Here is a 22,592-nt window from a genome sequence, read left to right as displayed (position 1 = left end):
CACAGCTTACCTGCTGAAAACTGACTCACCGTGTCACTGGTGTCGACGGCGTGGATATGTCGATGACTTCGGCGCGGTTGAAGGCTCGTTCGGAGGACTCAAGGATCGCCTGCAGCACTGCGGCCTTCTCTTCGCCGCGCTCGTCAGCGCCCCACACGATAGTGCGGCCGTCCTCGAGCTGCAGCTGGACGGAGTCGATGGAGTCGGCGGTGGCGGAGTCCAGTTGCGCGCGCGCGTCGGGGGGCAGCTCGCCGAGCACGGAGACGATGGTCCCGAAGACCGCCTCGTCCTCCAATGCGGCTTCCGAGGAGATTTCGGCTGTGGCGTAGGTCTCGGCCTCCAGCTGCTCCGCGCCGGCGAAGACCCGGATGACCTCCCCCCGCTCGGAGTAGAGGAGCACGTCCCCGTCCTGGTGGACCTCGGCCACCGGGGGGTGCTCCACGATGTCCACATGCAGCGTGCCGGGAAGCTCCACCCGGCTGGAGACCTCTGCGACGACGTTCTGCTCCTGGAGCCGTTCCCGGACTTTGCCGGTTCCCACCTGCGCCACCGGCTCGCCGTAGAGATCACTGAGCAGCTCTTGGGCCTGCTGGTCAGTCAGCAGCTCATTGCCGTGGATCTCCACCGCGCGCAGCGGAAGCAGCGGCGAGAAGTAGATGGTCGCCACCAGCGCCAACAGCCCCGCACACGCCACTGCCAGCGTCAGAAGAGCACGACGACGCCGTCGCCGGGCACCGACCGCCTCAGGTTCTGGGAACTCGAGAGCGGCCTCGGAGTCCGCAGTCACCGGTGCGTCTCCCGGAGGGCGTCCAGGATGACGGGACCGAGGTGCGTGACGTCCCCGGCGCCGATGGTGAGGATGATGTCGCCGGGCGCGGCGGCTTCGGCGACCGCAGCTGCGGCGTCGGCGGCGCTGAGAACCCGGTGCCCGAGCAACTCGGCGGTGACTCCGACGATGGGTTTTTCCCGAGCAGGGTAAATCTCCAGCACGATCGCGGTGTCTGCGGCTTCCAGCGCCGCGCCGAACTCCGCGGCGAAGTCCCGGGTCCGGCTGAACAGATGGGGCTGGAAGATGGCGTGCACCCGGCCTTCGGTGGCGCTGCGGGCTCCGCTGAGTACTGCGGCCACTTCGGTGGGGTGGTGGGCGTAGTCGTCGTAGACGGCGATGCCGTGGTGGTCTCCGCGGAGTTCGAATCGTCTGGAGCTGCCGCTGAACCGGCCCACGGCGGAGGCCGCCGGGGCGAGTCCGAGTCCTGCGGCCAGCCCCACGGCGACCGCTGCGGTGGCGTTGAGGGCGTTGTGCAGCCCTGGTACCTGCAGCACCATGGCACAGCTCGTCTCCTGCTCGCCGGCGCGGCGCAGGCTGAGCGTAGCCTGCTGCCGGAAATTCTCCGGCTGCACCGCGCTGAGCCTGAGGTCGGCGTGCGGGTCTGTGCCATAGGTCAGGAGTCGCACACCGCGGGCGGTCAGCGGCTGCTGCACCTCCTTCAACAGGGCCCGTGCCCCCGGGTCGTCGAGACAGAGCACCAGGGTGCCGCCGGGTTGGATCCGCTCCGTGAAGTCGATGAACACCTGTTGGACTGCTTCGGCGGTGCCGTAGTGGTCCAGGTGGTCAGGCTCCACGTTGGTCACCACAGAGATTTCCGGGGTGTAGTTCAGCAGCGACCCGTCGGATTCATCGGCTTCGGCCACGAACCAGTCCCCCGCACCCAGCCGGGCATTGGTGTCGAATCCCGCCACGGTGGCACCGATGGCGAAACTGGGGTCGTACCCGGCCGCCTCCAGCATGGTCGCCGTCATGGAACTGGTGGTGGTCTTCCCGTGCGTGCCTGCGACTGCGATGGCGCGTCTGTCCGCCATACAGGCGGCCAGTCCCTGGGAGCGGTGCAGTACACGCACCCCTGCTGCTGCGGCGGCGTCATATTCCGGGTTGCCGGCGGTGGCCACCGAGGAAGCGATGACGGTGGAAATGCGTTCGCCGGTTTCGGCCTGCAGTGAGTCGATGTTCTGTGCACTGTAGCCGACCCGCACCGGGACTCCTGCGGCGCGGAACTCATCGAGTACCGGGAGTTCTTTGGCGTCGGTGCCGGAGATGGGGACTCCAGCGGCGAGCATCAGCCGGGCGACCGCTGAGACGCCGACGCCGGCGAGGCCGAGGAAATGGACGCGGCCGAGATGGTGCAGGCTCATCGCGAAGCAGCCTCCAGTGCGGCGCGGGCCATCCGCTCATCGGCGTCGGTGATTCCCCGGGAAGCTGACTGCTGCGTCATGGCGGCGAGCAGCCGCGGAGTCTCCAGCAGCGGCACCAGGTTGCGGCGGATCCAGTCCCGGGTGAAGTGCTGGTCCTTCACCAGCAGCGCCCCGCCGGCCTCCACGAGGCTGCGCGCGTTGAGCTCCTGTTCGCCGTTGCCAATGGGCAGCGGCACGAATGCTGCGGGCAAGCCGACGGCGGCGACTTCGCAGACGGTGGCTGCCCCGGCGCGGGCGACGATGAGATCGGCTGCGGCGTAGGCCAGGTGCATCCCGTCGAGGTATTCGCGCTGGTGGTATCCGGCCTTGGCACGGACCGCTCCCCCGGCGTCGCGGACTGCCTTCTGCGGCCCGGTCAGGTGCAGCACCTGCGCGCCGGTGGCCAGCAGATCCTCGAGGGCGTCGGCAATCGCCTCGTTGAGGCTCCGCGCCCCCGAGGAGCCGCCGGTGACGACCAGAGTGGTGCGTTCGGTGTCCAGGCCCAGCTGCTGACGGGCTTGGACCCGGAGCTGGTCGCGATCCAACTGCGAGACGTCCCTCGACATCGGCATACCGACGTGCGTGGCGGACTTGAGCGGTGTGTGCGGGAACGCGGTGCCGACGAAGGCGGCCTGCCGGGCACCCCAACGGTTGGCCAGCCCGGGGCGGGCGTTGGCTTCGTGCAGCACGACAGGGATGTTGAGCTTCTGCGCAGCCCGGTAGACCGGAGGGCAGACGTAACCACCGACCCCCACCACGACGTCGGCCCGCCGTCTCCGCAGTATCTGCTCGGCCTGCCGGCTCGCCTGCGCAAACCGGCGGGGGAAGCGCCACAGGTCACGGTTGGGTCTGCGCGGGAACGGCACCTTCTCGATCAGGTCCAGCTCATACCCGGCCTCGGGCACCAGCCGTGTCTCCAATCCGGCGGAGGTGCCGATGACGGACAACTGCGCGGTGGGGTCGAGACGTTCGGCAGCGGAGGCGATGGCGAGCAGGGGGCTGATATGCCCGGCTGTTCCTCCGCCGGCGAGGACGACGGTGGCAGCTGTCATGTGGTTCCTTTGCGTGGTTCAGGTGGTGTCCGGCCGTGCCAGTGTAGACCGCTTGCGCCGTTTTCTGGTCCGCCGGCGGGGGGTCCTGGACTCAATGCGTTGCCGGCGAGCGAAGTTGAGGATCACTCCGATCGCGATCAGGGCGATGGTGAGCGCGGAGCCGCCGTAGGAGATGAAGGGCAGCGGGACCCCCACCACGGGGATGAGCCCGGTGACCATAGCGATGTTGATAAAGGCTTGACCGACCAGCCATGAAATGACACCGATGCAGACCAATTTGACGAAGCGCGCGTGGTAGGTCTGGCCGGTGATGCCGTTGGCGACCCGGAAGATCCCGACCACCAGCACCGCAAACAGGCCCAGGACGGTGACTGTGCCGAGCAGCCCCAGCTCTTCACCGATGATGGTGAAGATGAAGTCGTTGTGCACCTCCGGGATGTAGTCCCACTTCTGCCGGGACTGGCCCAGGCCCACCCCCCAGAAGCCTCCTGAGGCCAGGGCGTAGAGACCCTGCTCGGTCTGGTAGCACGGCTCGGTGGGATGGTCACAGTTCATCCCCAGCCAGGCGTAGACCCGCATCATCCGGTAGGGGGTGATCCACATCAGCAGCGCCACCGCGCCGGAGGCCATCAGTCCGGCCAGCGCAAACCAGCGCATCCCGATTCCTGCGGTGAACAGCAGTGCGGCCACGATGAGGATGATCACCAGGCTGGTTCCGAGGTCGCCGCCGGCGAGGACCAGGACCAGTACCGACAGCGCTCCAGGGGCGACCAAGGGCATCATCCAGTGGGTGAACTGGCTGACCAGCTTCCCCTTCCGGGCCAGCACCGCTGCTCCCCACAGGACCAGCGCCAGTTTGGCGACCTCGGAGGGCTGCCCCTGCACTGGTCCGATGCGGAGCCAGTTGGTGGATCCACCGCTGGTGTATCCCCAGGGGGAGAACGCCACCAGTGCCAGCAGCACGCTGGCGATGATCATGGCCGCCCAGCCGATTCCGCCGATCCACCGGGTGGGCACCACCGTCATGACCAGCATGCCCAGCAGTCCGATTCCGGCCCAGACCGCCTGCCGTGTGGCGGTGGTGAAGGGCTGGCCGCCAGCATCGACGGAGGTCGAGGACAGGACCATGGTCAGGCCGAAGACCGCCAGCGCGATGGTGGGACCCAGTACCAGCCAGTAGTTGGTGTATGGATTGCCACCTTCGAACAGGCCCCAGAACTTGGTGATGCGCTCGGCACGGCGCTGCGCCTGCCGCGCCTTCCAGGCACGTCCCAGGGACCCATCGGAGGGTGCCTCCTCCACGGCATCTGCAGCGTCGTCCTGGTCGGGATCATCGACCAGCCGCAGGTGGCTGCGGATGGAGCTGGTCTCCTCAGCCCGGGCGGGCTCCTGCGGGGAGCCTGCGCTGGCCGGGGTCAGGACCGCGGATTCGCCGCGGCCGCGCAGCGGCTGGGAGGAGGGCAGACGCGGTGACCGCTTGTCCATGGTGCTCCTCCCTAAGGTGGGGTGAATCCTTTGTCCCGCATCAGCGCCGTCACTGCGGCGATGAACTGCTCGCCCCGGCTGATGTAGGAGGCGAACTGGTCCATCGATGCCGCCGCGGGGGCCAGCACCACTGCCTGCCCGGGTTGGGCATAGCGATGTGCTGCTTCCACGGCGCTGCGCATGACGGTCTCTCCATCATCACCGCCGGAAGCTTCTGTGACAGGCACCTGCGGGGCGTGTCGCTGAAGGCTGGATCGCAGCTGAGTGGTGTCTGTACCGATGAGGATCACGTGCCGAAGCCGCGCTGCGACCTGCTGCACCAGCGGGTCGTAATCCACCCCTTTAGACAGCCCGCCGGCGATCCACACCACATCGGTGAAGCTCGCTAGGGAAGCGGCGGCGGCGTGCGGATTGGTGGCCTTGGTGTCATTGACCCAGAGCACATCGTCGGCTTGGGCCACCGGCTGGATCCGGTGCTCGGCCGGCGCGTAGGACTGGATGGCCTGCTGCACGGCAGCCGGGGCGACGTCGACCGCGCGCGCCAGCGCAGCCGCAGCCAGGGCGTTGGCCACCAGGTGCCGGGGAGCGAGGGTGCCGAAGTCGGCACGCGTGGCCAGCTCGAGGGCCTGGTGGCGGCGGTTGTCGAGGAAGGCGCGGTCGACCAGGATGTCGTCCACCAGCCCGAGCATGGAGACGTCTGGGGAGTCGGTGGTGAATCCGATGGCGCGCGCACCCTCTTGGACCTCGGCGGCGGCGACCATCCGCTCAGTGACGGGATCCTCGGCGTTGTAGACGCACGCCAGCCGGGTGGATTCGTAGATCTTGGCCTTATCCGCCACATAGCTTTCGAACCCGCCGTGCCAGTCCATGTGGTCCTCAGCGATGTTCAGCACCGCGGCGGCAGCTGGATGCAGCGGTTCGGTGTAGTGCAGCTGGAAGCTGGACAATTCGACCGCCAGCACGTGGTAGCCTTCCGGGTCGCGGATCGCGTCAAGGATCGGCATGCCGATGTTCCCGCAGGCCACAGCGCGGCGCCCATCGGCCAGGAGCATCGCCTCAAGCATCTTCACCGTGGTGGTCTTGCCGTTGGTGCCGGTGAGCACCAGCCAGTCCGGCTCCCGGGCGCCGGGGCGGGCTCCGAGCCGGCGGGCCAGCTGGATATCTGACCACACTGGCACCTGCTCCGCTGCTGCGGCCTGGATCAGCGCGGAATCCGGCCGCCATCCCGGTGAGGTGACAATCAGTTCCGGCAGCCCCCCGGTGGGAGCCTCCGCTCCGAAGTGCCGCAGTGTGCTGGTGTGCGGCTCACCGAACCGGAAGTCCAGGCGGTCTCCCCACATGGTGGCCAGTGTGGCGGCGTCGTCGCGCCGGGTGTCTGTCTCCTGACCGTCCACCACCACGACCTGCGCGCCGAGCTCGGCCAGCGTGTCGGCTACGGAGAAGCCGGTGACTCCGAAGCCGGTGACCAGGACTCGCAACCCCGCCCAGGGGCCGTCCCAGCCGCGCAGCTGGGGAAGGGTCACGGGGTGGGCGCTCACTGCGCGAGGACCCATTCGCCATAGAAGACTGCCAGCCCTATACCGACTGCGAGGGCGCCGATGATCCAGAAACGCACCACGACGGTCACCTCGGCCCATCCTTTGAGCTCAAAGTGGTGCTGCAGGGGTGCCATGAGGAATACGCGTTTGCCTTTGCTGAGTTTGAAGTAACCAACTTGGATGATCACGCTGGCGGTGATGATCACGAACAGTCCGCACAGGATGACGAACAGCAGCTGGGTGTGGGTCAGGATGGCGAAACCGGCCAGCGCTCCGCCCAATGCCAGGGAGCCGGTGTCGCCCATGAAGATCTTCGCCGGGGAGGTGTTCCACCAGAGGAAACCGATCAGTGCCCCGGTGATGATCGCAGCCACGGTGGCCATGTCCATGGGGTCCCGCACCGAGTAGCAGACCGCATCCACCGCGCGGGCCCGACCGCAGGACTGGTTGTACTGCCAGATGGAGATGATCACATAGGCGGCGGTGACCATGGCGGTGGCGGCGCTGGCCAGCCCGTCCAGCCCGTCCGTGAGGTTGACCGCATTGGTGGCGGCAGTGTTGATGAGGTTCGCCCACAGGACAAAGAGGATGCCTCCGGCCACGGCGCCGACGACGGCGAAGTCCACCACCGTTTCGCGGACGAAGGAGATCGCGGTGGAGCCTGGGGTGATGCCTTGGGCGTTGGGAAACTGCAGCGCCAGCACGGCGAACAGCACACCGACTGCCCCCTGCCCGGTGATCTTCGCCCACGGGGTGAGCCCCAACGACTGCTTCTTGGTGATCTTCGCGGCGTCGTCAAAGAAGCCCACCAGTCCCATTCCGGCCATCAGCAACAGCAGAAGCAGACCGGAGGCACTGGGCCCAGAGGCGGTGTCGCCGGTGAGCAGCAGCACAGCATGGGTCGCGGCATAGGCCAGGATCACCGCCACAATGATCACGGCCCCGCCCATGGTGGGCGTTCCCCGCTTCACATGATGGGTGGTGGGTCCATCGTCACGGATGAATTGCCCGTACCCGCGCTTGACCAGGAAACGGATGAAGAGGGGCGTACCGAGAAGGGTGAGGATCAGCCCAGCGGCAGCACCGATGACAACGGCGATCACTCAGTTCCTTCCGTCGGCGGCAAATTTGTCACCCAAAAGTCTAAGCCCCGCAGAGTTGGAAGACTTAAAAAGCACGATGTCCCCTGGTCGGAGGGCGGTGCGGAGCCACCTTTCGGCCTCCTCGAGCGTGGCCACCCAGTGCACCTCCGCTCCCCACGAGCCTTCAGCGACAGCCCCGCGGTAGAGGGCGTATGCGGCTTCGCCCACCACCAGAGTCAGATCGATATTCAGCCGCACCACCGTCTCGCCCATCTGATGGTGGAGCCACACCGAGTCCTCACCCAGTTCGTACATCGGCCCCAGCACTGCGACACCGCGCCTGTGATTGTCGCGCATCAGCACGGCCAGGGTGCGCAGGGCCTCCCGCATGGACTCCGGGTTGGCGTTGTAGGCGTCATTGAGGATCGTGACCGCGTTCCGCTGGCCCTCCCAGGGGATCTGTGTGCTTTCCATTCGCCACCGGGAGCTGGGGCCCAATCCGCTGAGCCGGTCGGCGATGTCCTCGGCAGCCACGCCGGCACGGTAGGCAGCCGCTGCCGCAGCGAGGAGGTTGGTGAGGTGATGACTACCGATGAGCCCACTGGCAACACGGAATTCAGAGCTGGATGCCTGGGCCGGGTTGAACACCAGCGTCAGCTCCAATCGGCCGTCGGGCCGCTGCGTCACCTCCCGGGCGGCAACTGTCAGTCCGTCGGAGTCTGCTGCGGCGGAACCGAACCAGGTCACTGGAGCCGAGGCCCGCCGCGCCATGGCCGCGACCTGCGCGTCGTCGGCGTTGAGAATGACGTGTGCGCCGGCGAGTTCAGCCAGTTCCCCTTTGGTCTGTGCGATCCTGTCCGCGCCGCCGAACTTGCCGGCATGCGCGGTGCCCACCATCAGCACCACCCCGATGTCCGGTGGCACCATGGTGCACAGCTCGCGGATGTTTCCGGGCGCATCAGCGCCCATCTCGATGACGAGGTAACGAGTGTCCAGTTCGGCGCTGAAAACCGTCAGCGGCACTCCAACCTCGCCGTTGTAGGAGCCTTGCGGAGCGACGGTGGGACCCTCCGGCCGCAGCAGAGCCGCCAGCAGGTCTTTGGTGGTGGTCTTGCCCGCGGAGCCGGTGATTCCGATCACGGTGGTCGCCGAATGCCGTCGGATCCGCCGGACGATCTCGTGCGCCAGCATCCCCATGGCCTGTACCACGTCGTCGACTAGCACCGCCGGGTGGGGACGCCCTGCGGGGTCGTCAGTCTCCCGCTCGGCAAGCACCAGCACAGCCCCGGCAGCCAGAGCGTCGTCAATGAAACGGTGGCCGTCGGTGACCTCGCCCGGTTTGGCGATGAACAGCGCCGAGGCCTGCATCGTCCGGGAGTCGGTGTCGGCGTGGGTCAGTCTCAGCTGGTGGGCGTCGGTGACCCCGCGGAGCCGTCCGGCGACCGCCTCGGCGACCTCTGCGGCAGTCAGCTCTATCATCAGGCGCCTCCGTCCAGTGTGGAATAACCCCTGGCCTGCAGGGCTCGGGTGAGTTCTTCCCGGTCGTCGATCTCAACCCGGGTGCCCGCCACATCCTGGTGGACCTCATGGCCGCGGCCGGCCAGCAGGATGGTGTCCTGCGGACCGGCGGCTGCGACCGCCGCCCTGATGGCTTCCTCCCGGGGGTGGATCTCCTCCAGGTGGGTGGTCAGACCGCCGGTGGCGATAGCGTCGCGGGCTCCGTGCAGCAGGCCCGCCCGAATCTCCGCGGGGTCCTCCCCATGGGGGTCGTCGTCGCTGATGATGACGTGGTCTGCCATGCGCACCGCGATCGCACCCATCGTGGGGCGTTTGGTGACGTCACGCTCCCCGGCGGCGCCGATGACCATGATCAGCCGTCCGGTGGGGCGGCGCACCGCCTCCAGCGCACGGATCATCGCGTCGGGGTTGTGGGCGAAGTCGACAATGGCTGCCGGCTGCTCGGCGATCACCTGCATCCTGCCGGGGACTTGAATGTGGAAAGGCTGGGCGGTCTGCAGCGCTTCCACCACATCCTCACGCTGGAAGTCCTGGGTGCGTTCGCTGCTGGTGGCGGCTTCGAGCACCATCACTGCCGCCAGCGCGGCGTTGGAGACGTTGAACGCCCCCGGCAGAGCGGTGGAGGTACGGATCCGTTCACCGGTGCGGCGGCAGACCAGGGTGAAGGCGCTGCCCAGCCCGGCCGGAGCGACGTCGGTCACTTCCCAGTGCGCCTGAGCGGGTTGGCCGGTGGTCGCCAGCGTGACCACGTGACCGGTGGCCTCCGCAGCCATGCGGTGCCCGGCGGCGTCGTCGACGGTGATGACCGAGGTCCGGGTGCGCGCCCGGCGGAAGAGCTCCGCTTTCGCCGCGAAGTAGGCTTCCATGGTCCCGTGCAGATCCAAGTGGTCCTGAGTGAGATTGGTGAAACCTGCGACGTCGTAGTAGAGCCCGGAGATGCGCTGGTAACTGATGGCGTGTGAGGAGACCTCCATGGCGGCAGCGGCGACGTTGCGCTCACGGAACGAATGCATCAGTTTGTGCAGTGCCACCGCTTCCGGGGTGGTCATCTCTGAGGCGATCCGCTCCTCCCCTGCGGCAATCTCGATAGTCCCGATCAGCCCGGTCTTCCTGCCTTGGGGAGTCAGCACCGCTCGGAGCAGGGAGCGCAGGAAGTACGTGGTGGTGGTCTTGCCATTGGTGCCAGTGACGCCGAACAGTGCCGGGTCAGAGGTCGCGGTAGTGCCGTAGATCGCCGCAGCGGCAGGTCCGGCGGCGTCCCGGACTCCCGCTACCTCAATGACGGGCACACGGTATCCGGCGGCCTGGCGCACCTTGACCACCCCTGCCGGGTCGGTGAGCACCGCAGCAGCCCCGCGGTCAATGACTTCGCTGATGAAGTCGGCACCATGGGCGCGGGCCCCGGTGACGGCCACGAACAGGTCTCCGGGTTCAACGCTCTGCGGACTCATAGCGGCCCCGGTAAGCCGCACCTGGTCAGCGGACTGGGCCACTGGGGTCACGATGGGGTGGTACCCGGCAGCGATCAGCTGCTCGGTCAAGGTGCCCACACTGGCACCTGTGCGATTCACCACGGATAATCCTGACGTTGGCCCACGAACCCATCATAGGCCCCCGACTCCGCCTCCGAGGGCGCCACATCGTAGCTGGTCAGCGCGTGGGTCATGATGTCACGGAAGGTGTTGGTGAGGTCCCAGTCGCCGAACTCTCCGACCGGCCTGTGCACCGTGATCGAGACCACGAACTGCGGGTCGTCCAACGGGGCGACGCCGATGAAGTTGACCGTGTAGCCGTCAAATCCGCCTGCCGCCCCGGCGGCCTCGGCGGTACCGCTCTTGCCGCCGACCCGGTATCCCTCAATCTTGGCACCCATGGCGGAGCCGTACTCCACCACGCCCTCCATGAGCTTGAGCATCTCCTGCGAGGTGTCGGAGGAGAAGATCCGTTCGGGGTCGGTGGTCACCGGGTGCTCCTGACCATCGGGGTCGAGGTGTGCATCGACTATCCGCAATGGATGTTTGACCCCGTCCTGGGCGAGCATCTGATAGAGCTGCACGTTGTGCAGCACGCTGCCGGTGTATCCCTGGCCGAATTGTGTGGTCAGCGGCTGGCGGCGGTCCCACTCCTCCGGAGGCCGCAGGATGGACTGGCCCTCCACACCGAGCCCGATGTCGATGGGTTCGCCGTAACCGACCTTGCGGAGGTAGTCGTACCGGGTCTGTTCCTCCATGCGGTCGCCGATCATCAGGGTGCCGGTGTTGTAGGACCGGGCGTAGATACCGGCGGTGGTCATGTCGTAGTCGGCGTGGGAGCGCGCGTTGCGGATGGTTTCGCCGTTGACGGTCATCCGGTAGGGCACCCGAAACTCAGTTTCTGGCCCGACGACGCCCTCCTCGAGTGCGGCGGCGAACGTCACGGACTTGCCCCCGGAGCCCGGTTCGAAGTCCTGAGTCAGCGCAAGCGGCCTGCGGAAGAGCTCGTCGGTGGCCGCCGGATCCGAGGGGTCCACTGTCTCGGAGTCGGCCATGGCCAGGATCTCGCCCTCCCGACCTTCGCGGAGGTCGACTACGGTGGCGTTGCCCCACTGGGCGTTGTACTCGTTGGTCTTCTCCGCAATAGCCTCTTGGGCGAACCACTGAATGTCCTGGTCGATGGTCAGGCGCACATCCTGGCCATCCTCAGCGGGGATTTCTTCATAGGTGGCGGTGGGAATGCGTACTCCGTCGGCGCCCACCTCGTAGATCCGTTCGCCGGGGGCTCCTGAGAGCGCGTCATCGGCCTGCGACTCCAGTCCTTCAAGAGGACCGTCCGATCCGACGAATCCAATGATGGAACCGGCCACCGGACCCGAGGGGTATGTCCGTTCCGAGACCGGCTCGGAATAGACCCCTGGGGCGCGCAGCTCCATGACCCGCTGGTGGACCTCCGGGGTGACGTTTCGCGCAATGGTGGAGTAGTGCGTGTCCTCAGCGGTGAGGCGGTCCAGCACGTCGGCAGGCTCGGCGTCCAACAGGGCCGCCAGCTCCTCCGCTGTCTGCTCCACAGTGACCGGCCGCTGCATCCCCAGGTCGGGGTCCGGCACGGTGTAGTCGCCGGCGAGCCGGGGGTCGGCGACAATGTCATAGCGGTCCGCGCTGCCGGCCAGCAGCCGACCCTGGGTGTCGAGGATGTCCCCGCGGGCTGCCGGAAGTTCGACGGTGTGGAGGCGGTTCGACACCGCTTGGTGGGCGTGTCCGGCCGGATCCAGTCCCTGAATGTGAAACAGGCGCCCCCCAAGGACCACCAGCAGCGCCAGCACAATGGCCAGCCCGATGCGCATCCGCAACGACAGGGTTCGCGCCATCCGTGCGTACTCCTTGCGGTGTCAGTTGGTCAGGTCAGGGGCGGGTATGGTCCCACCGTGCAGTCCGGTCTCTGAGCGGGGCACCCCAGCGGCAGTGCCGGCTCCATTGTCTCCTGCGGTGGGCTGGCGGAGGGTGTGCAACGCGCCGGTACCGAGCAGTCCGCTGACCGCGCTGGCCGCCGGGTCGGCCACTTCCACAGCCGCAAGGTCAGGTTGAGCCGCGGTCGGAGTGCTGACAAAGCTTGAGGGAACCTCGGAGCTGGAGGCGCGCTCGGCGCTGCTGACGATCTCTCCGGTGCTCAGATCGAAGGTTCCGGCCGTGGCGGGCATCACCATTCCGATGGTCACCGCAGAGTTCGACAGGGCCTGCGGGGACTCCAGGAACTGCACCTGCTGCGCGAGAGCTTGGTTCTGGTGGGCCAGGTCGCGGTGTTCGTTGGTCAGCTGGACCACTTCGTACTGCGCATTGGCGACGTAGATGTTGGTCGCCAGCACCGCTGCCAGGGCCGCGATGAGCAGGGTGAGCACTCCCACCATGAGACCGCGCTGGCGGCGCCGCACTTTGGGCAGCGCACGCAGCGCGGGAGTATCCGCCGCCTTCTGCGCTGAAGCGCTCTGGCTCAGGCGCGCGGCGGGCCGTGACGCTGCGAGGGGTAGCACGCTCATACTCGGTTCCTTGACTGTGGTCTGGTCTTTCGGACAGCGCGCAGCTTGGCAGAGGCTGCTCGCGGATTCGCTGTGATTTCGGCCTCGGTGGGGGCGATGGCACCCCGCAGCAGCGACTCGAAGGTGGGTTTGTGCTCCTCAAACTCCACCGGCAGACCCGGCGGCGCTGAGGAGGTGGTGCGCGCAGCGAAGGCCCGTTTCACGATGCGGTCTTCGAGTGAGTGATAGGACAGCACCACGACCACCCCGCCGACGTCGACCGCATCCAGTGCTGCTGGCACTGCCCGGGTGAGCACCTCCAGCTCCCGGTTGACCGCGATCCGAATGGCCTGGAAGCTTCGTTTTGCTGGATGGCCCCCGGTGCGCTTGCTGGCCGCCGGCACCGCAGCGTCGATCACGGCGGCCAGCTGAGCCGTGGTGCGCAGTGGTGAGCGCTTCCGCTCCCGGACGATGGCTGCTGCGATTCTGCCTGAATAGCGCTCTTCCCCGAATTCGGAGAGGATGCGCTTCAGCTCCGGTTCTGAGATCTCTTCCAGCAGCTCTGCCGCGGTGGGGTCGGCCGAGTCAGCCGCGGCATCCATCCGCATGTCCAGGGGCGCATCATAGGAGTAGGCGAAACCGCGCTCGGCCTCGTCGAGCTGAAGGGAGGACACACCCAGATCGAACAGCACCCCGGCGAGGACTTCGTCCTCTGCCAGCTCTTCGGCCACCTCCGCGACCGAGTCGTAGACGGCTCGAACTGCGCGGAATCGCGAGCCGAACCGTTCAAGTCGCTGGGTGGCCATCTCCAGGGCCTGGGGATCACGGTCGATTCCGACCACGACGACCTCCGGCAGCTCGGTCAGCATTGCCTCTGAGTGTCCGCCCATGCCTAGGGTGGCATCGATGACCACCGGCACCTTGCCGAATTCGACCCCGCGGCAGGCTTCAGCGAGCAGTTCGGTGCAGCGCTGCACCATGACCGGCGTGTGCCGGCTGGCTGCTGACTGAGCGCTCATCCTCACCTCCGCACCTCTGGACGAAATCGGGCCCCTGAATCGGCTCCCCCACCGGACTTCACCCGGCCTGACATCGGGGAAGTGAAGTCAGGACTGCTCAGTCCGGTAAGGAGGCTCACTCAAGGGCCCGTATGAAGTTGTCATCAGAAGAGGCCGGGGATGGCCTCCTCGTCGGTGGAGGAGAACTCTGACTCCTTTTCCTCCAGGTAGGTGTTCCAGGCCGTGGAGTCCCAGATCTCAGCGCGGTCGCCCGCTCCGATCACCGTGACCTCTCGGTCAAGTCCTGCGTATTCACGCAACCCGGGGGGAATGGTGATTCGCCCCTGTTTGTCCGGAGTCTCGTCCGAGGCTCCGGAGAGGAATACGCGGATGTAGTCCCGTGCCTGACGGGAGGTCAGCGGCGCTTGCCGCATCTGCTCGTGCACTGCCGCGAACTGACCAGTGCTGAAGACGTAGATGCAGCGCTCCTGCCCGCGAGTCAGGACCAGCCCCGCTGAGAGCTCGTCCCGGTATTTCGCCGGAAGGATCAGACGCCCCTTCTCGTCCAGGCGCGGAGTGTAGGTGCCGAGAAACATGGCGCCGTCCCCTCGTTGCCTCAGTCTGGACGATCAGGACACTTCGTCCCATCGCGCTCCACTTTACTCCACTTTCCACCACAAACCAACCAGACACCACCATTCCGTGCCGAAATAGCGCCGCTCGGCCACCGGACTGGCACGCTGCACATGCTTCTGAGCAGCAGTTTTGCCGGTTTGGTCGGAGGTGGGTGCGCAGTGGAGCGCGGTGGAGGCCCTGCCTCATCAGGGCCGGGGCCTCAGAGCCCGAGACGAGAAAAACCCCCGCCGCAGCGGGGGTTTTTCCTTCGCGTGGTGGAAAGTGGAGAGTGTGGTGGAAAGTGGAGGTCCGCGACTAGGGGCGGCGGCGCTCCTCCCATTTCTGTTCCAAGGTGCTCATGAAGTTCCCGCCCGAGGGGCTGGGTGTGGAGCTGCGCGGCCCCGAGCCGCCTGAACCGCCGCCGCCGTCGCCGTTGCCGCCGCCGTTGCCTCGCTTGGGCCCGATGGGTCCGCCAGCTGTGGCGAAGTAGACGCCCAGCCCCATGATGAGGAAGCCCACGATGCCCAGCGGAATCCACTGCTGATAGATACCGGCGATCAGGACCCCGACGCCGACTACTGTCACCAACAGACCGAGCACCAGGTTGCGCACATTGAACGCCCCACCGACTGTTGAGTCCTCGAGAGAGCTGGCGAAGCCAGGGTCATCGGACTGGAGCTGCTGCTCCAGCTCTTTCAGCAGCCGCTGTTCGCGCTCCGAAAGTGGCATGGGATGCTCCTATGTCGTCCTGTTGTGTCAAAATCTGTGGATATCCAGTCTATCTTCTGTAGCGCCTGTCCTCATAGCCCGGGCTGACGCTGTCACGAATTTGCCACGCAATTCCCAGCCGCACCTCAGGCTGCACCGCCGCTGCGCCTGGTGCGGGGGTCCAGCAGCGTGGCAGGACGCAGCGCAGCCTGCGGAAATTTCCCCGCCACCTCGTCCAGCGCCCGCTGAGCTGCCACCCAGTCATCGTCATGGGCGTCGAAGCTCAGCTGCAGGCTCCCATCTGCTCCCGTAAGTCGGTCAGCGCGGATCCCAATCAGCCGCACCGGCTGCTTTCGCGGTCCGAGCCGCTCCAACAGGCGTACCGCGTGCCGATGCAATTCAGGTGCGGACTGGGTCGGGTGGGACAGCGAGGCTGAGCGGGTCAGGGAGGAGAAATCCTTCCACCGCAGCTTCAGACTGACGCCGCTGGCGCTGAGGTCGGCAGCTCGCAACCGTGCTGCGACCCGGTGCGCCAGGCGCAGCAGCTCGCGGTGCAGCTCGGAGTCTGCGCTGAGATCGGTGTCAAAGGTTTCCTCGGCCCCGATGCTCTTATCAGCACGCTGGGGCTCCACCTGGCGCGGGTCAATCCCCCAGGCCAGAGCGTAAAGATGGTCTCCCACAGCCCCGAACCGGTGAACCAGCACCTCCTGGGGAGTTTCCGCGATCTGCCGGACCGTGCGCAGACCCATATGAGCCAGCACCTCCGCGGTCTTGGGGCCGACCCCCCACAGCTGATCCGCCTGCAGACTGTGCAGAAACTCCAGTCTGCGGTGCGGGGGCACCACCAGCAACCCGTCAGGCTTGGCGCGGGTGGAGGCGATCTTGGAGATGAATTTCCGGTCGGCGATGCCCACCGAAGCCGGCAGGCCGACTCGCTCCCGCAGGCCGGTGCGGATCATCTGTCCCATCCGTTCCGGCGTGCCCAGCCGCCGTCGAGCACCGGTGAGGTCTAGGAACGCCTCATCGACGCTGAGCTGCTCCTTTCGGTGTGTCAGTGTGTCGAAATAGCCCATGATCTCAGCTGAGAGTTGCCGGTATCGCTGCATCTGCGGCGGAATCACCACAGCCTCCGGGCTCAGGCGGCAGGCGCGGGCCAGCGGCATGGCCGAACGAACGCCATCGGCCCGGGCAGGGTAGGAGGCGGAAAGCACCACCGACCGGCCCTCTCCGGCGACAATCACCTTCCTGCCACGCAGCTGCGGCTTGTCCAACAGCTCCGCCTCCACGTAGAAGGCATCCATGTCCACGTGGGCGAAGATCGGCGAGCCACGCCCTGGAGACTTCGCCTGCTCGGAACCCATAGGATCAAGGGTATGCCCACCCCAGGACCTCCCTCCGGCCAGGCTCAGTTCGTCGCGGCGGTCAATGCCCACCTCGACGCATTCCTGGTCGAGAAGAAGGATCAGCTCGCCGCCATCGCCTCCGCCTCCGCACCGCTGATTGATTCACTGATCGCACTGAGCACTGGTGGCAAGAAACTTCGGCCCGTGCTGGCTTGGATTGGCTGGCGGGCCGCTGCCGACGGTCACAGCGACGAGCACCCTGCCAATGAGGCGCTGCTTCACCTGGCAGCCGCCCTGGAACTTTTCCAGGCTGCTGCGCTGGTCCACGATGACGTCATCGACCGTTCCGCTACCCGGCGCGCCCAGCCCAGTGTGCATGTGAAGTTCCAACAGCATCACCGTCAGGCGGGGTGGGGCGCAGACGGGGCGCATTTCGGCACCACGGGTGCCATCCTCAGTGGAGATCTCGCCCTGTCCTGGGCCTCTGAGCTGTTCGAACGGGCTAGCCAGTCCGCACCGGCGCATGCCCGGCGTGCCGGTGAAGTCTTCCGGCGCATGCACACCGAGGTCATCACCGGGCAGTACTTGGATGTGGTGGCTGAGGTCGCGCATCCGCCTGCCACCGAGGCTGAGGCGCTGGCCCAGGCACGTACGGTTCTGACCTTCAAGTCAGCCAAGTATTCCACGCAGCACCCCATCGAACTTGGCTGCGCCTTGGCCGGCGGATCCGCCGAGCTCGGGGCAGCGCTGGCGGAGGCAGCCTTGCCCCTGGGCATCGCCTTCCAGCTGCGCGATGATCTCCTGGGAGTCTTCGGCGACGCCCGCGTGACGGGGAAGCCGGTCGGCGATGATCTGCGGGAGGGAAAGCGCACTGAACTCATTGCCTACGGGCTGCACCGGGCGCCTGCCGCTGAGGCCGCCGAGCTGGAGGCCCTGCTCGGTGACCCCAGCCTCACGGAGTCGCAGGCGGTGCGCATTCAGCAGATCCTCACCGCCGCCGGTGCGGTGGCGGAAGTCGAAGCGGACATCAGCCAGCTGACCGCCCGCAGCGCTGCCGCAAGGGCGCATCTGGCGGAGCTGGGCGTGAGCCCGCAGGTGCTCCGTGACTTGGACACCGTGGCTGAGCTGCTGGTCTCGCGCACCTCATGAGATCCGCCCGGTCAACTTCGGTACCCTGATCCAATGAGCTCCGAAGAAAGTTGGATCGGCGCCACTATCGGCGAGCGGTACACCATCGACAAACGTGTGGCTCGTGGCGGTATGTCCACGGTGTACCTGGCCCACGATGAGCGCCTCCACCGCAACGTCGCCATCAAGGTGCTCTTTCCTCATATGGCGGAGGACAGGAAGGTTGTCCAGCGCTTTGAGCAGGAGGCGCGCAACTCGGCGCTGATCAGTCACCCCAATGTGGTCCAGGTCCTCGATCAGGGTCAGACGCGGGAGACGGCATACATGGTCATGGAGTATGTCCCCGGGGCCACTCTCCGCACCCTGCTCAAACGGGGTCCGATGACCCCCCGGCTGGCGTTGGCCTATGCCCAGGCCATCCTCGGTGGGCTCTCCGCCGCTCACCGCGCGGGGCTGGTGCACCGGGACATCAAGCCGGAGAATGTCTTAGTCTCCCCGGAAGGGCGCATCAAACTGGCCGACTTCGGTTTGGCGCGGGCCGCGACCCATCATTCCGGGACGTCCACTCTGATGGGGACGGTGGCCTACATCGCCCCGGAGCTGCTCTCCGGCGAAGGCGCCGACGAGCGGGCAGACATCTACGCGGTGGGCATCCTGCTCTACGAGCTGCTCACCGGGGTCCAACCTTTCACCGGTGACACCCCAGTACGCGTGGCCTTTCAGCACGTGAACTCCACGGTGCCAGCGCCCTCCGCTTATGTGCCCGGGCTGGCCACTCCATTGGATGACCTCGTCCGCGCCGCTACGCGCGCAGAAACCGCCCAACGGCCCAAGAACGCTGATGAGATGCTTCAGCTGCTCGAGACTGTCCGGGAACAGCTCACGGCCGAGCAGCTGGACTTCGACGGCGCGCTGGTGAAGCACCAGCGGCATCACGGCTCCGGTGCAGGGGACGAGGACGCCCCCAGCACCTCGACCCATCTGCTGCCGGCCACCCCGCCCGCGGCGAAGCCGGAACCGGAGCCGGAGCCAGAGCCGGAGCCTGAGGCCGCCACCGCAGCGATGAACGCCGAGGATTTCCCCACTGCGGTGGAGGACCGGAACAGCTGGGACGACGACGTCACCACCGCCTTGGGGCACTCAGCAGCAGATGTGCCCCCCGCGCCCCGGCCACAGGCCCCCGCCTCCGGGAAGGCGGCTGCGCAGGAGGCTGGGCAGGAATCATGGGGCAGCCTCGCGGTGGAGGACCGGCAGACCGTCGCGGAAGTGCCCCTGCAGCTGGGCTGGCTCAGCGTGCAGGATCCTCCCACCGGTGTGCAGCCCCGGACCAGCCAGGCACGCCGGCGCAGCTATGATCCCTACGCGGACAAGCGGCAGCGGCAGCGCCCGCTGGAACAGCTCCATGGCCCATCCCAGGTGCGGCAGATCGTGGCATTTGTCATTGTGCTGATGCTCATGGCTGTGCTGATGCTGTTGGGCTACCAGCTGGGCATCAGCAACCGCTTCATCCCCTCCCTGGGCGGCTGAGATCCGCCGGCTCAGGTGACCCGGGTGAGTTCCTCGGCCACCAGGAAGGCCAGTTCCAGAGATTGCTTGTGATTCAGCCGGGGGTCCACCAGAGACTCGTAACCGGTGTTGAAGGCTGATTCGTCAATGACGTCTGAGCCGCCGAGGCATTCGGCGACGTCGTCACCGGTCATCTCCACATGGAGACCGCCCGGATAGGTGCCCGCGGCCTGATGGACCTCGAAGAATCCACGGACCTCGTCGAGGACGTCGTCGAACCGTCGTGTCTTGTAGCCGTTCTTCGCGGTGATGGTGTTGCCGTGCATGGGATCGGTCACCCACACCACCTTGGCACCGGCATCGCGCACGGCTTCCACCAGCGGAGGCAGCTTTTCGCGGACATTGCCCGCGCCCATCCGGGCAATGAACGTCAACCGTCCCGGCTCGCGCTGCGGATCCAGCTTCTCGATCAGCTCTAGGGCGGTGCTCGGCGTGGTCGAGGGGCCCAGCTTGACCCCCAGCGGATTGCGCACCCGGGAGAGGTAGTCGACGTGCGCGCCGTCGAGGTCTCGGGTCCGCTCCCCGATCCACACAAAGTGGCCCGAGGTCACATAGGGTTTGGCAGTGCGCGAATCGATGCGGGTCAGGGCTCGTTCGTAGTCCAGCAGCAGCGCCTCGTGGGCGGCGTAGAACTCGGTGCGCTTGAGACTCTCAAACTCGACTCCGCAGGCGCTCATGAACCGGACCGCTCGGTCGATCTCCCCAGCGATCTGCTCGTACCGGGCGTGCGCGGGGTTCTCCATGAAACCCTTGTTCCACTGCTGCACTGCGCGCAGGTCCGCGAAGCCGCCTTCGGTGAACGCGCGGATCAGGTTCAAAGTGGCGGCGGACTTATGGTAAGCCTTCAGCATCCGTTTGGGGTCCGGAAGGCGCTCCTCGGGGGTGAAGTCGAAACCGTTGACGATCTCTCCGCGGAAGCTGGGCAGCGTGACGTCTCCACGGGTCTCCATGTCCGAGCTGCGCGGTTTCGCATACTGCCCGGCCATCCGGCCCATCTTCACCACAGGGAGCGAAGCGCCGTAGGTGAGCACCACGGCCATCTGCAGCAGGGTCTTGACTTTGGCGCTGATCTTGTCTGCGGTGACGTCGGCGAAAGTCTCGGCACAGTCCCCGCCCTGCAGCAGAAACGCCTCACCATTGGCGACATGAGCCAACCGACGTTTCAGCTTGTCCACCTCACCGGCAAACACCAGCGGCGGATTCGCCGACAGCTCAGCGGTGGCTGATGCGAAGTCGGGGTGGTCCCGCCAGTCGGGCTGCTGCTGCAGCGGAAGGTCACGCCATGCGTCCAACCCCGGATACTCTGCGGCACCCATGTGAACAATCTCACCTGGGGCGGTCAGTGGGGTTTCAGTGCGGGAATCGTTTGCAGCATTCACCCTCACAGCCTAATGGTCCCCGTAACAGCCCGCCTAATACCTTCAGTGATGTTCCATATGGTGGGCGCGCCGCGGAGCGAACAGGACCGGTTCAGGACTGTTCGGCGCGCGCCTGGGCCGCGTCGGCGTAGAGGTTCTCCACCACCTCGGCGTAGTCCCGCATCACGTCTGCCCGGCGAATCTTCATAGACGGGGTCAGATGCCCGGACTCGATGGTGAAATCATCTTCCAGCAGCCGGAAGGTGCGGATGGACTCTGCCCGGGAGACGGACTCATTGGCTGCGTCGACCACCGATTGGATGTGGTTGATGATCGTCGGGTGCTTGATCAGCTCCGCCATCGGGGTGTCCTCGGCAATGTCGTGACGCTGCAGCCACACCGGAAGCGTTTCGGGATCCAAGGTGATCAGTGCCGCCACAAACGGCCTGCCGTCTCCGACCACCACTACCTGTGAGACGATCGCGTCGGCACGGATCTGGTCCTCCAGCTGCGCCGGTGCCACATTCTTCCCGGCCGCAGTCACCAGGATCTCCTTCTTGCGCCCGGTGATGCTGAGGTAGCCCTCATCGTCGAGCGAGCCGATGTCCCCGGTGCGGTACCAGCCGTCCTGATCGAAGGTCTCGTCTGCCAGGTCGGGCCGGTTCCGGTAGCCGCGGAAGACGCAGACGCCCTTGCCGAGGATCTCCCCGTCGTCGGCGATCTTCACCGCACAGCCGGGCAGTGGTTGGCCGACGGTGCCGATTTTGGTGGCCTGCGGTGCGTTGACGGTCAGCGGCGCGGTGGTTTCGGTCAGGCCGTAGCCCTCCAACACGTGCAGTCCGACACCGTGGAAGAAGTGCCCGAGCCGGGCTCCCAGCGGGGAGCCGCCGGAGACGGCGTATTTCACTTCCCCACCCATGCGGGCACGCAGCTTGGAGTAGACGAGCTTGTCAAAGACGGCGTGCTTGAGCTTCAGGCCCAACCCTGCCGAGCCGCTCTCCTGCGCCTTGGAGTAGTCGATGGCGGTCTGTGCGGCCTTCTGGAAAATCTTGCCCTTCCCATCCCCTTCAGCCTTCATCATCGCAGCGTTGTAGATCTTCTCGAACACGCGCGGGACGGCCAGCAGGAACGTGGGCTTGAAGGTGCCGAGGTCGTCGACCAGTTCCTTGATGTCCGCAGTGTGACCCACGCGGGCGCCGGCCGCCACACAGATCACGGAGATGAACCGGGCAAAGACGTGTGCCAGCGGAATGAAGAGCACCGTGGAGGAGCTGGAGTTGATCGCTTCGTGCAGTGAGGCCGTCCCATTGAGGCTCAGCTCCACGAAGTTGCCGTGGGTCAGCTCACAGCCCTTGGGCTTACCGGTGGTTCCGGAGGTGTAGATGATGGTCGAGAGGTCCGCCAGTGTCGCGGCAGACCGCCGGGTCTCCACCTCGAGATCGGAGACATCACTGCCTAGGCGGCGCAGTTCATTCAAGTCCTCGCTGTCGATGGTCAGCAGGTGCTCCACCGAGTCCAACTTCTCCTGCGTGATAGCCCGGTCGACGGCTTTCGCGTGCGAATCCGTCTCCGCGAAGACCATCTTGACCTGGGAATCTTCCACGATCCACGCAATTTGGGAGGGCGAGGATGTCTCATAGATCGGCACTGTCACGCCACCGGCGTACCAGATCGCGAAGTCCAGCAGCGTCCACTCATATCGGGTGGCGGCCATGATCGCCACGCGGTCACCTGCGCCGATGCCCTTGGCCATCATGCCCTTGGCCAGGGAGACGACGTCGTCTCGGAAGCTGGCGGCGGAGACGTCGGTCCACTCCCCCGGACTCAGCTGACGGCCGAAGAGGACGTTGCCGGGATTTTCGGTGACCTGCCGCTCAAGCAGATCAGTGATGTTGAGGTCCTGGTCGACCTCCACCGCGGCTGGCACTGCGTATTCCTTCACAGGTGCTTCTCCTCCCAGGTGATGTACGGATGACGAGCACTT

Annotated in this window: 18 protein-coding genes; 2 read left to right on the top strand and 16 right to left on the bottom strand. The window is 66.4% G+C overall.

What is annotated here, in order from left to right; all coding sequences use genetic code 11:
- Positions 1 to 25: 25 nt before the first annotated feature.
- From FEF27_RS04355 to dinB, 14 genes are all read right to left on the bottom strand, one after another.
- Positions 26 to 787: a cell division protein FtsQ/DivIB gene (locus FEF27_RS04355; protein ID WP_138169640.1), complete on the bottom strand. Its 762-nt coding sequence runs from the start codon at positions 785 to 787 to the stop codon at positions 26 to 28.
- Entirely contained in the window at positions 784 to 2,190 is a 1,407-nt protein-coding gene (gene murC / locus FEF27_RS04350; RefSeq protein WP_138169639.1) for a UDP-N-acetylmuramate--L-alanine ligase, read from the bottom strand. Before murC ends, FEF27_RS04355 begins: the two co-directional genes overlap by 4 nt.
- Positions 2,187 to 3,281, bottom strand: coding sequence for an undecaprenyldiphospho-muramoylpentapeptide beta-N-acetylglucosaminyltransferase (gene murG / locus FEF27_RS04345; protein WP_138169638.1), 1,095 nt, complete (start codon positions 3,279 to 3,281; stop codon positions 2,187 to 2,189). Before murG ends, murC begins: the two co-directional genes overlap by 4 nt.
- Positions 3,282 to 3,299: 18 nt before the next feature.
- Positions 3,300 to 4,766 carry an FtsW/RodA/SpoVE family cell cycle protein gene (locus FEF27_RS04340; protein WP_138169637.1) on the bottom strand — a complete coding sequence of 489 codons (1,467 nt, stop codon included), beginning with the start codon at positions 4,764 to 4,766 and terminating at the stop codon, positions 3,300 to 3,302.
- Between the two features lie 11 nt (positions 4,767 to 4,777).
- A complete protein-coding gene (murD, locus tag FEF27_RS04335) occupies positions 4,778 to 6,319 on the bottom strand; it encodes a UDP-N-acetylmuramoyl-L-alanine--D-glutamate ligase (protein WP_138169636.1) in 1,542 nt (513 codons plus the stop codon).
- Positions 6,301 to 7,407 (bottom strand): phospho-N-acetylmuramoyl-pentapeptide-transferase, encoded by a 1,107-nt coding sequence (gene mraY / locus FEF27_RS04330; protein ID WP_138169635.1) that lies wholly within the window; start codon positions 7,405 to 7,407, stop codon positions 6,301 to 6,303. The genes murD and mraY overlap by 19 nt, the downstream gene beginning before the upstream one ends.
- Positions 7,408 to 8,865, bottom strand: coding sequence for a UDP-N-acetylmuramoyl-tripeptide--D-alanyl-D-alanine ligase (locus FEF27_RS04325; protein ID WP_138169634.1), 1,458 nt, complete (start codon positions 8,863 to 8,865; stop codon positions 7,408 to 7,410). It lies immediately after the preceding gene.
- Complete coding sequence (locus tag FEF27_RS04320) at positions 8,865 to 10,478, bottom strand: UDP-N-acetylmuramoyl-L-alanyl-D-glutamate--2,6-diaminopimelate ligase (RefSeq protein ID WP_138169633.1); 1,614 nt, start codon at positions 10,476 to 10,478, stop codon at positions 8,865 to 8,867. Before FEF27_RS04320 ends, FEF27_RS04325 begins: the two co-directional genes overlap by 1 nt.
- Positions 10,472 to 12,247 carry a peptidoglycan D,D-transpeptidase FtsI family protein gene (locus tag FEF27_RS04315; RefSeq protein WP_138169632.1) on the bottom strand — a complete coding sequence of 592 codons (1,776 nt, stop codon included), beginning with the start codon at positions 12,245 to 12,247 and terminating at the stop codon, positions 10,472 to 10,474. Before FEF27_RS04315 ends, FEF27_RS04320 begins: the two co-directional genes overlap by 7 nt.
- A 21-nt stretch (positions 12,248 to 12,268) precedes the next feature.
- On the bottom strand, positions 12,269 to 12,913 hold the full coding sequence (gene ftsL, locus FEF27_RS04310; RefSeq protein ID WP_138169631.1) for a cell division protein FtsL: 645 nt from the start codon (positions 12,911 to 12,913) through the stop codon (positions 12,269 to 12,271).
- The gene (gene rsmH / locus FEF27_RS04305) at positions 12,910 to 13,911 is read right to left on the bottom strand and encodes a 16S rRNA (cytosine(1402)-N(4))-methyltransferase RsmH (RefSeq protein WP_138169630.1); all 1,002 of its coding nucleotides are present in this window, start codon (positions 13,909 to 13,911) and stop codon (positions 12,910 to 12,912) included. Before rsmH ends, ftsL begins: the two co-directional genes overlap by 4 nt.
- Before the next feature lie 143 nt (positions 13,912 to 14,054).
- Positions 14,055 to 14,486, bottom strand: coding sequence for a division/cell wall cluster transcriptional repressor MraZ (gene mraZ, locus FEF27_RS04300; RefSeq protein ID WP_138169629.1), 432 nt, complete (start codon positions 14,484 to 14,486; stop codon positions 14,055 to 14,057).
- A gap of 334 nt (positions 14,487 to 14,820) precedes the next feature.
- Entirely contained in the window at positions 14,821 to 15,234 is a 414-nt protein-coding gene (locus FEF27_RS04295) for a DUF3040 domain-containing protein (protein WP_138169628.1), read from the bottom strand.
- 125 nt (positions 15,235 to 15,359) lie between these two features.
- Positions 15,360 to 16,574 (bottom strand): DNA polymerase IV, encoded by a 1,215-nt coding sequence (gene dinB / locus FEF27_RS04290; RefSeq protein WP_138169627.1) that lies wholly within the window; start codon positions 16,572 to 16,574, stop codon positions 15,360 to 15,362.
- A 12-nt stretch (positions 16,575 to 16,586) separates the two neighbouring features.
- On the opposite strand from dinB, the gene FEF27_RS04285 reads away from it, so the two are divergent.
- Complete coding sequence (locus FEF27_RS04285) at positions 16,587 to 17,705, top strand: polyprenyl synthetase family protein (protein WP_138169626.1); 1,119 nt, start codon at positions 16,587 to 16,589, stop codon at positions 17,703 to 17,705.
- A gap of 33 nt (positions 17,706 to 17,738) precedes the next feature.
- The gene (locus tag FEF27_RS04280; RefSeq protein ID WP_138169625.1) at positions 17,739 to 19,211 is read left to right on the top strand and encodes a protein kinase domain-containing protein; all 1,473 of its coding nucleotides are present in this window, start codon (positions 17,739 to 17,741) and stop codon (positions 19,209 to 19,211) included.
- A gap of 11 nt (positions 19,212 to 19,222) precedes the next feature.
- On the opposite strand, the gene FEF27_RS04275 is transcribed toward FEF27_RS04280, so the two are convergent.
- Complete coding sequence (locus FEF27_RS04275; RefSeq protein WP_138169767.1) at positions 19,223 to 20,566, bottom strand: class II 3-deoxy-7-phosphoheptulonate synthase; 1,344 nt, start codon at positions 20,564 to 20,566, stop codon at positions 19,223 to 19,225.
- Between the two features lie 154 nt (positions 20,567 to 20,720).
- Complete coding sequence (locus FEF27_RS04270) at positions 20,721 to 22,550, bottom strand: AMP-dependent synthetase/ligase (protein ID WP_138169624.1); 1,830 nt, start codon at positions 22,548 to 22,550, stop codon at positions 20,721 to 20,723.
- Positions 22,551 to 22,592: the final 42 nt, after the last annotated feature.

This window comes from Nesterenkonia sphaerica (assembly GCF_005771565.1).
In the GTDB taxonomy this organism is placed as follows: Bacteria; Actinomycetota; Actinomycetes; order Actinomycetales; family Micrococcaceae; genus Nesterenkonia; species Nesterenkonia sphaerica.
The sequence above is the reverse complement of the archived record's forward strand: the minus strand, read 5'-3'. Positions and strand labels throughout refer to the sequence as shown.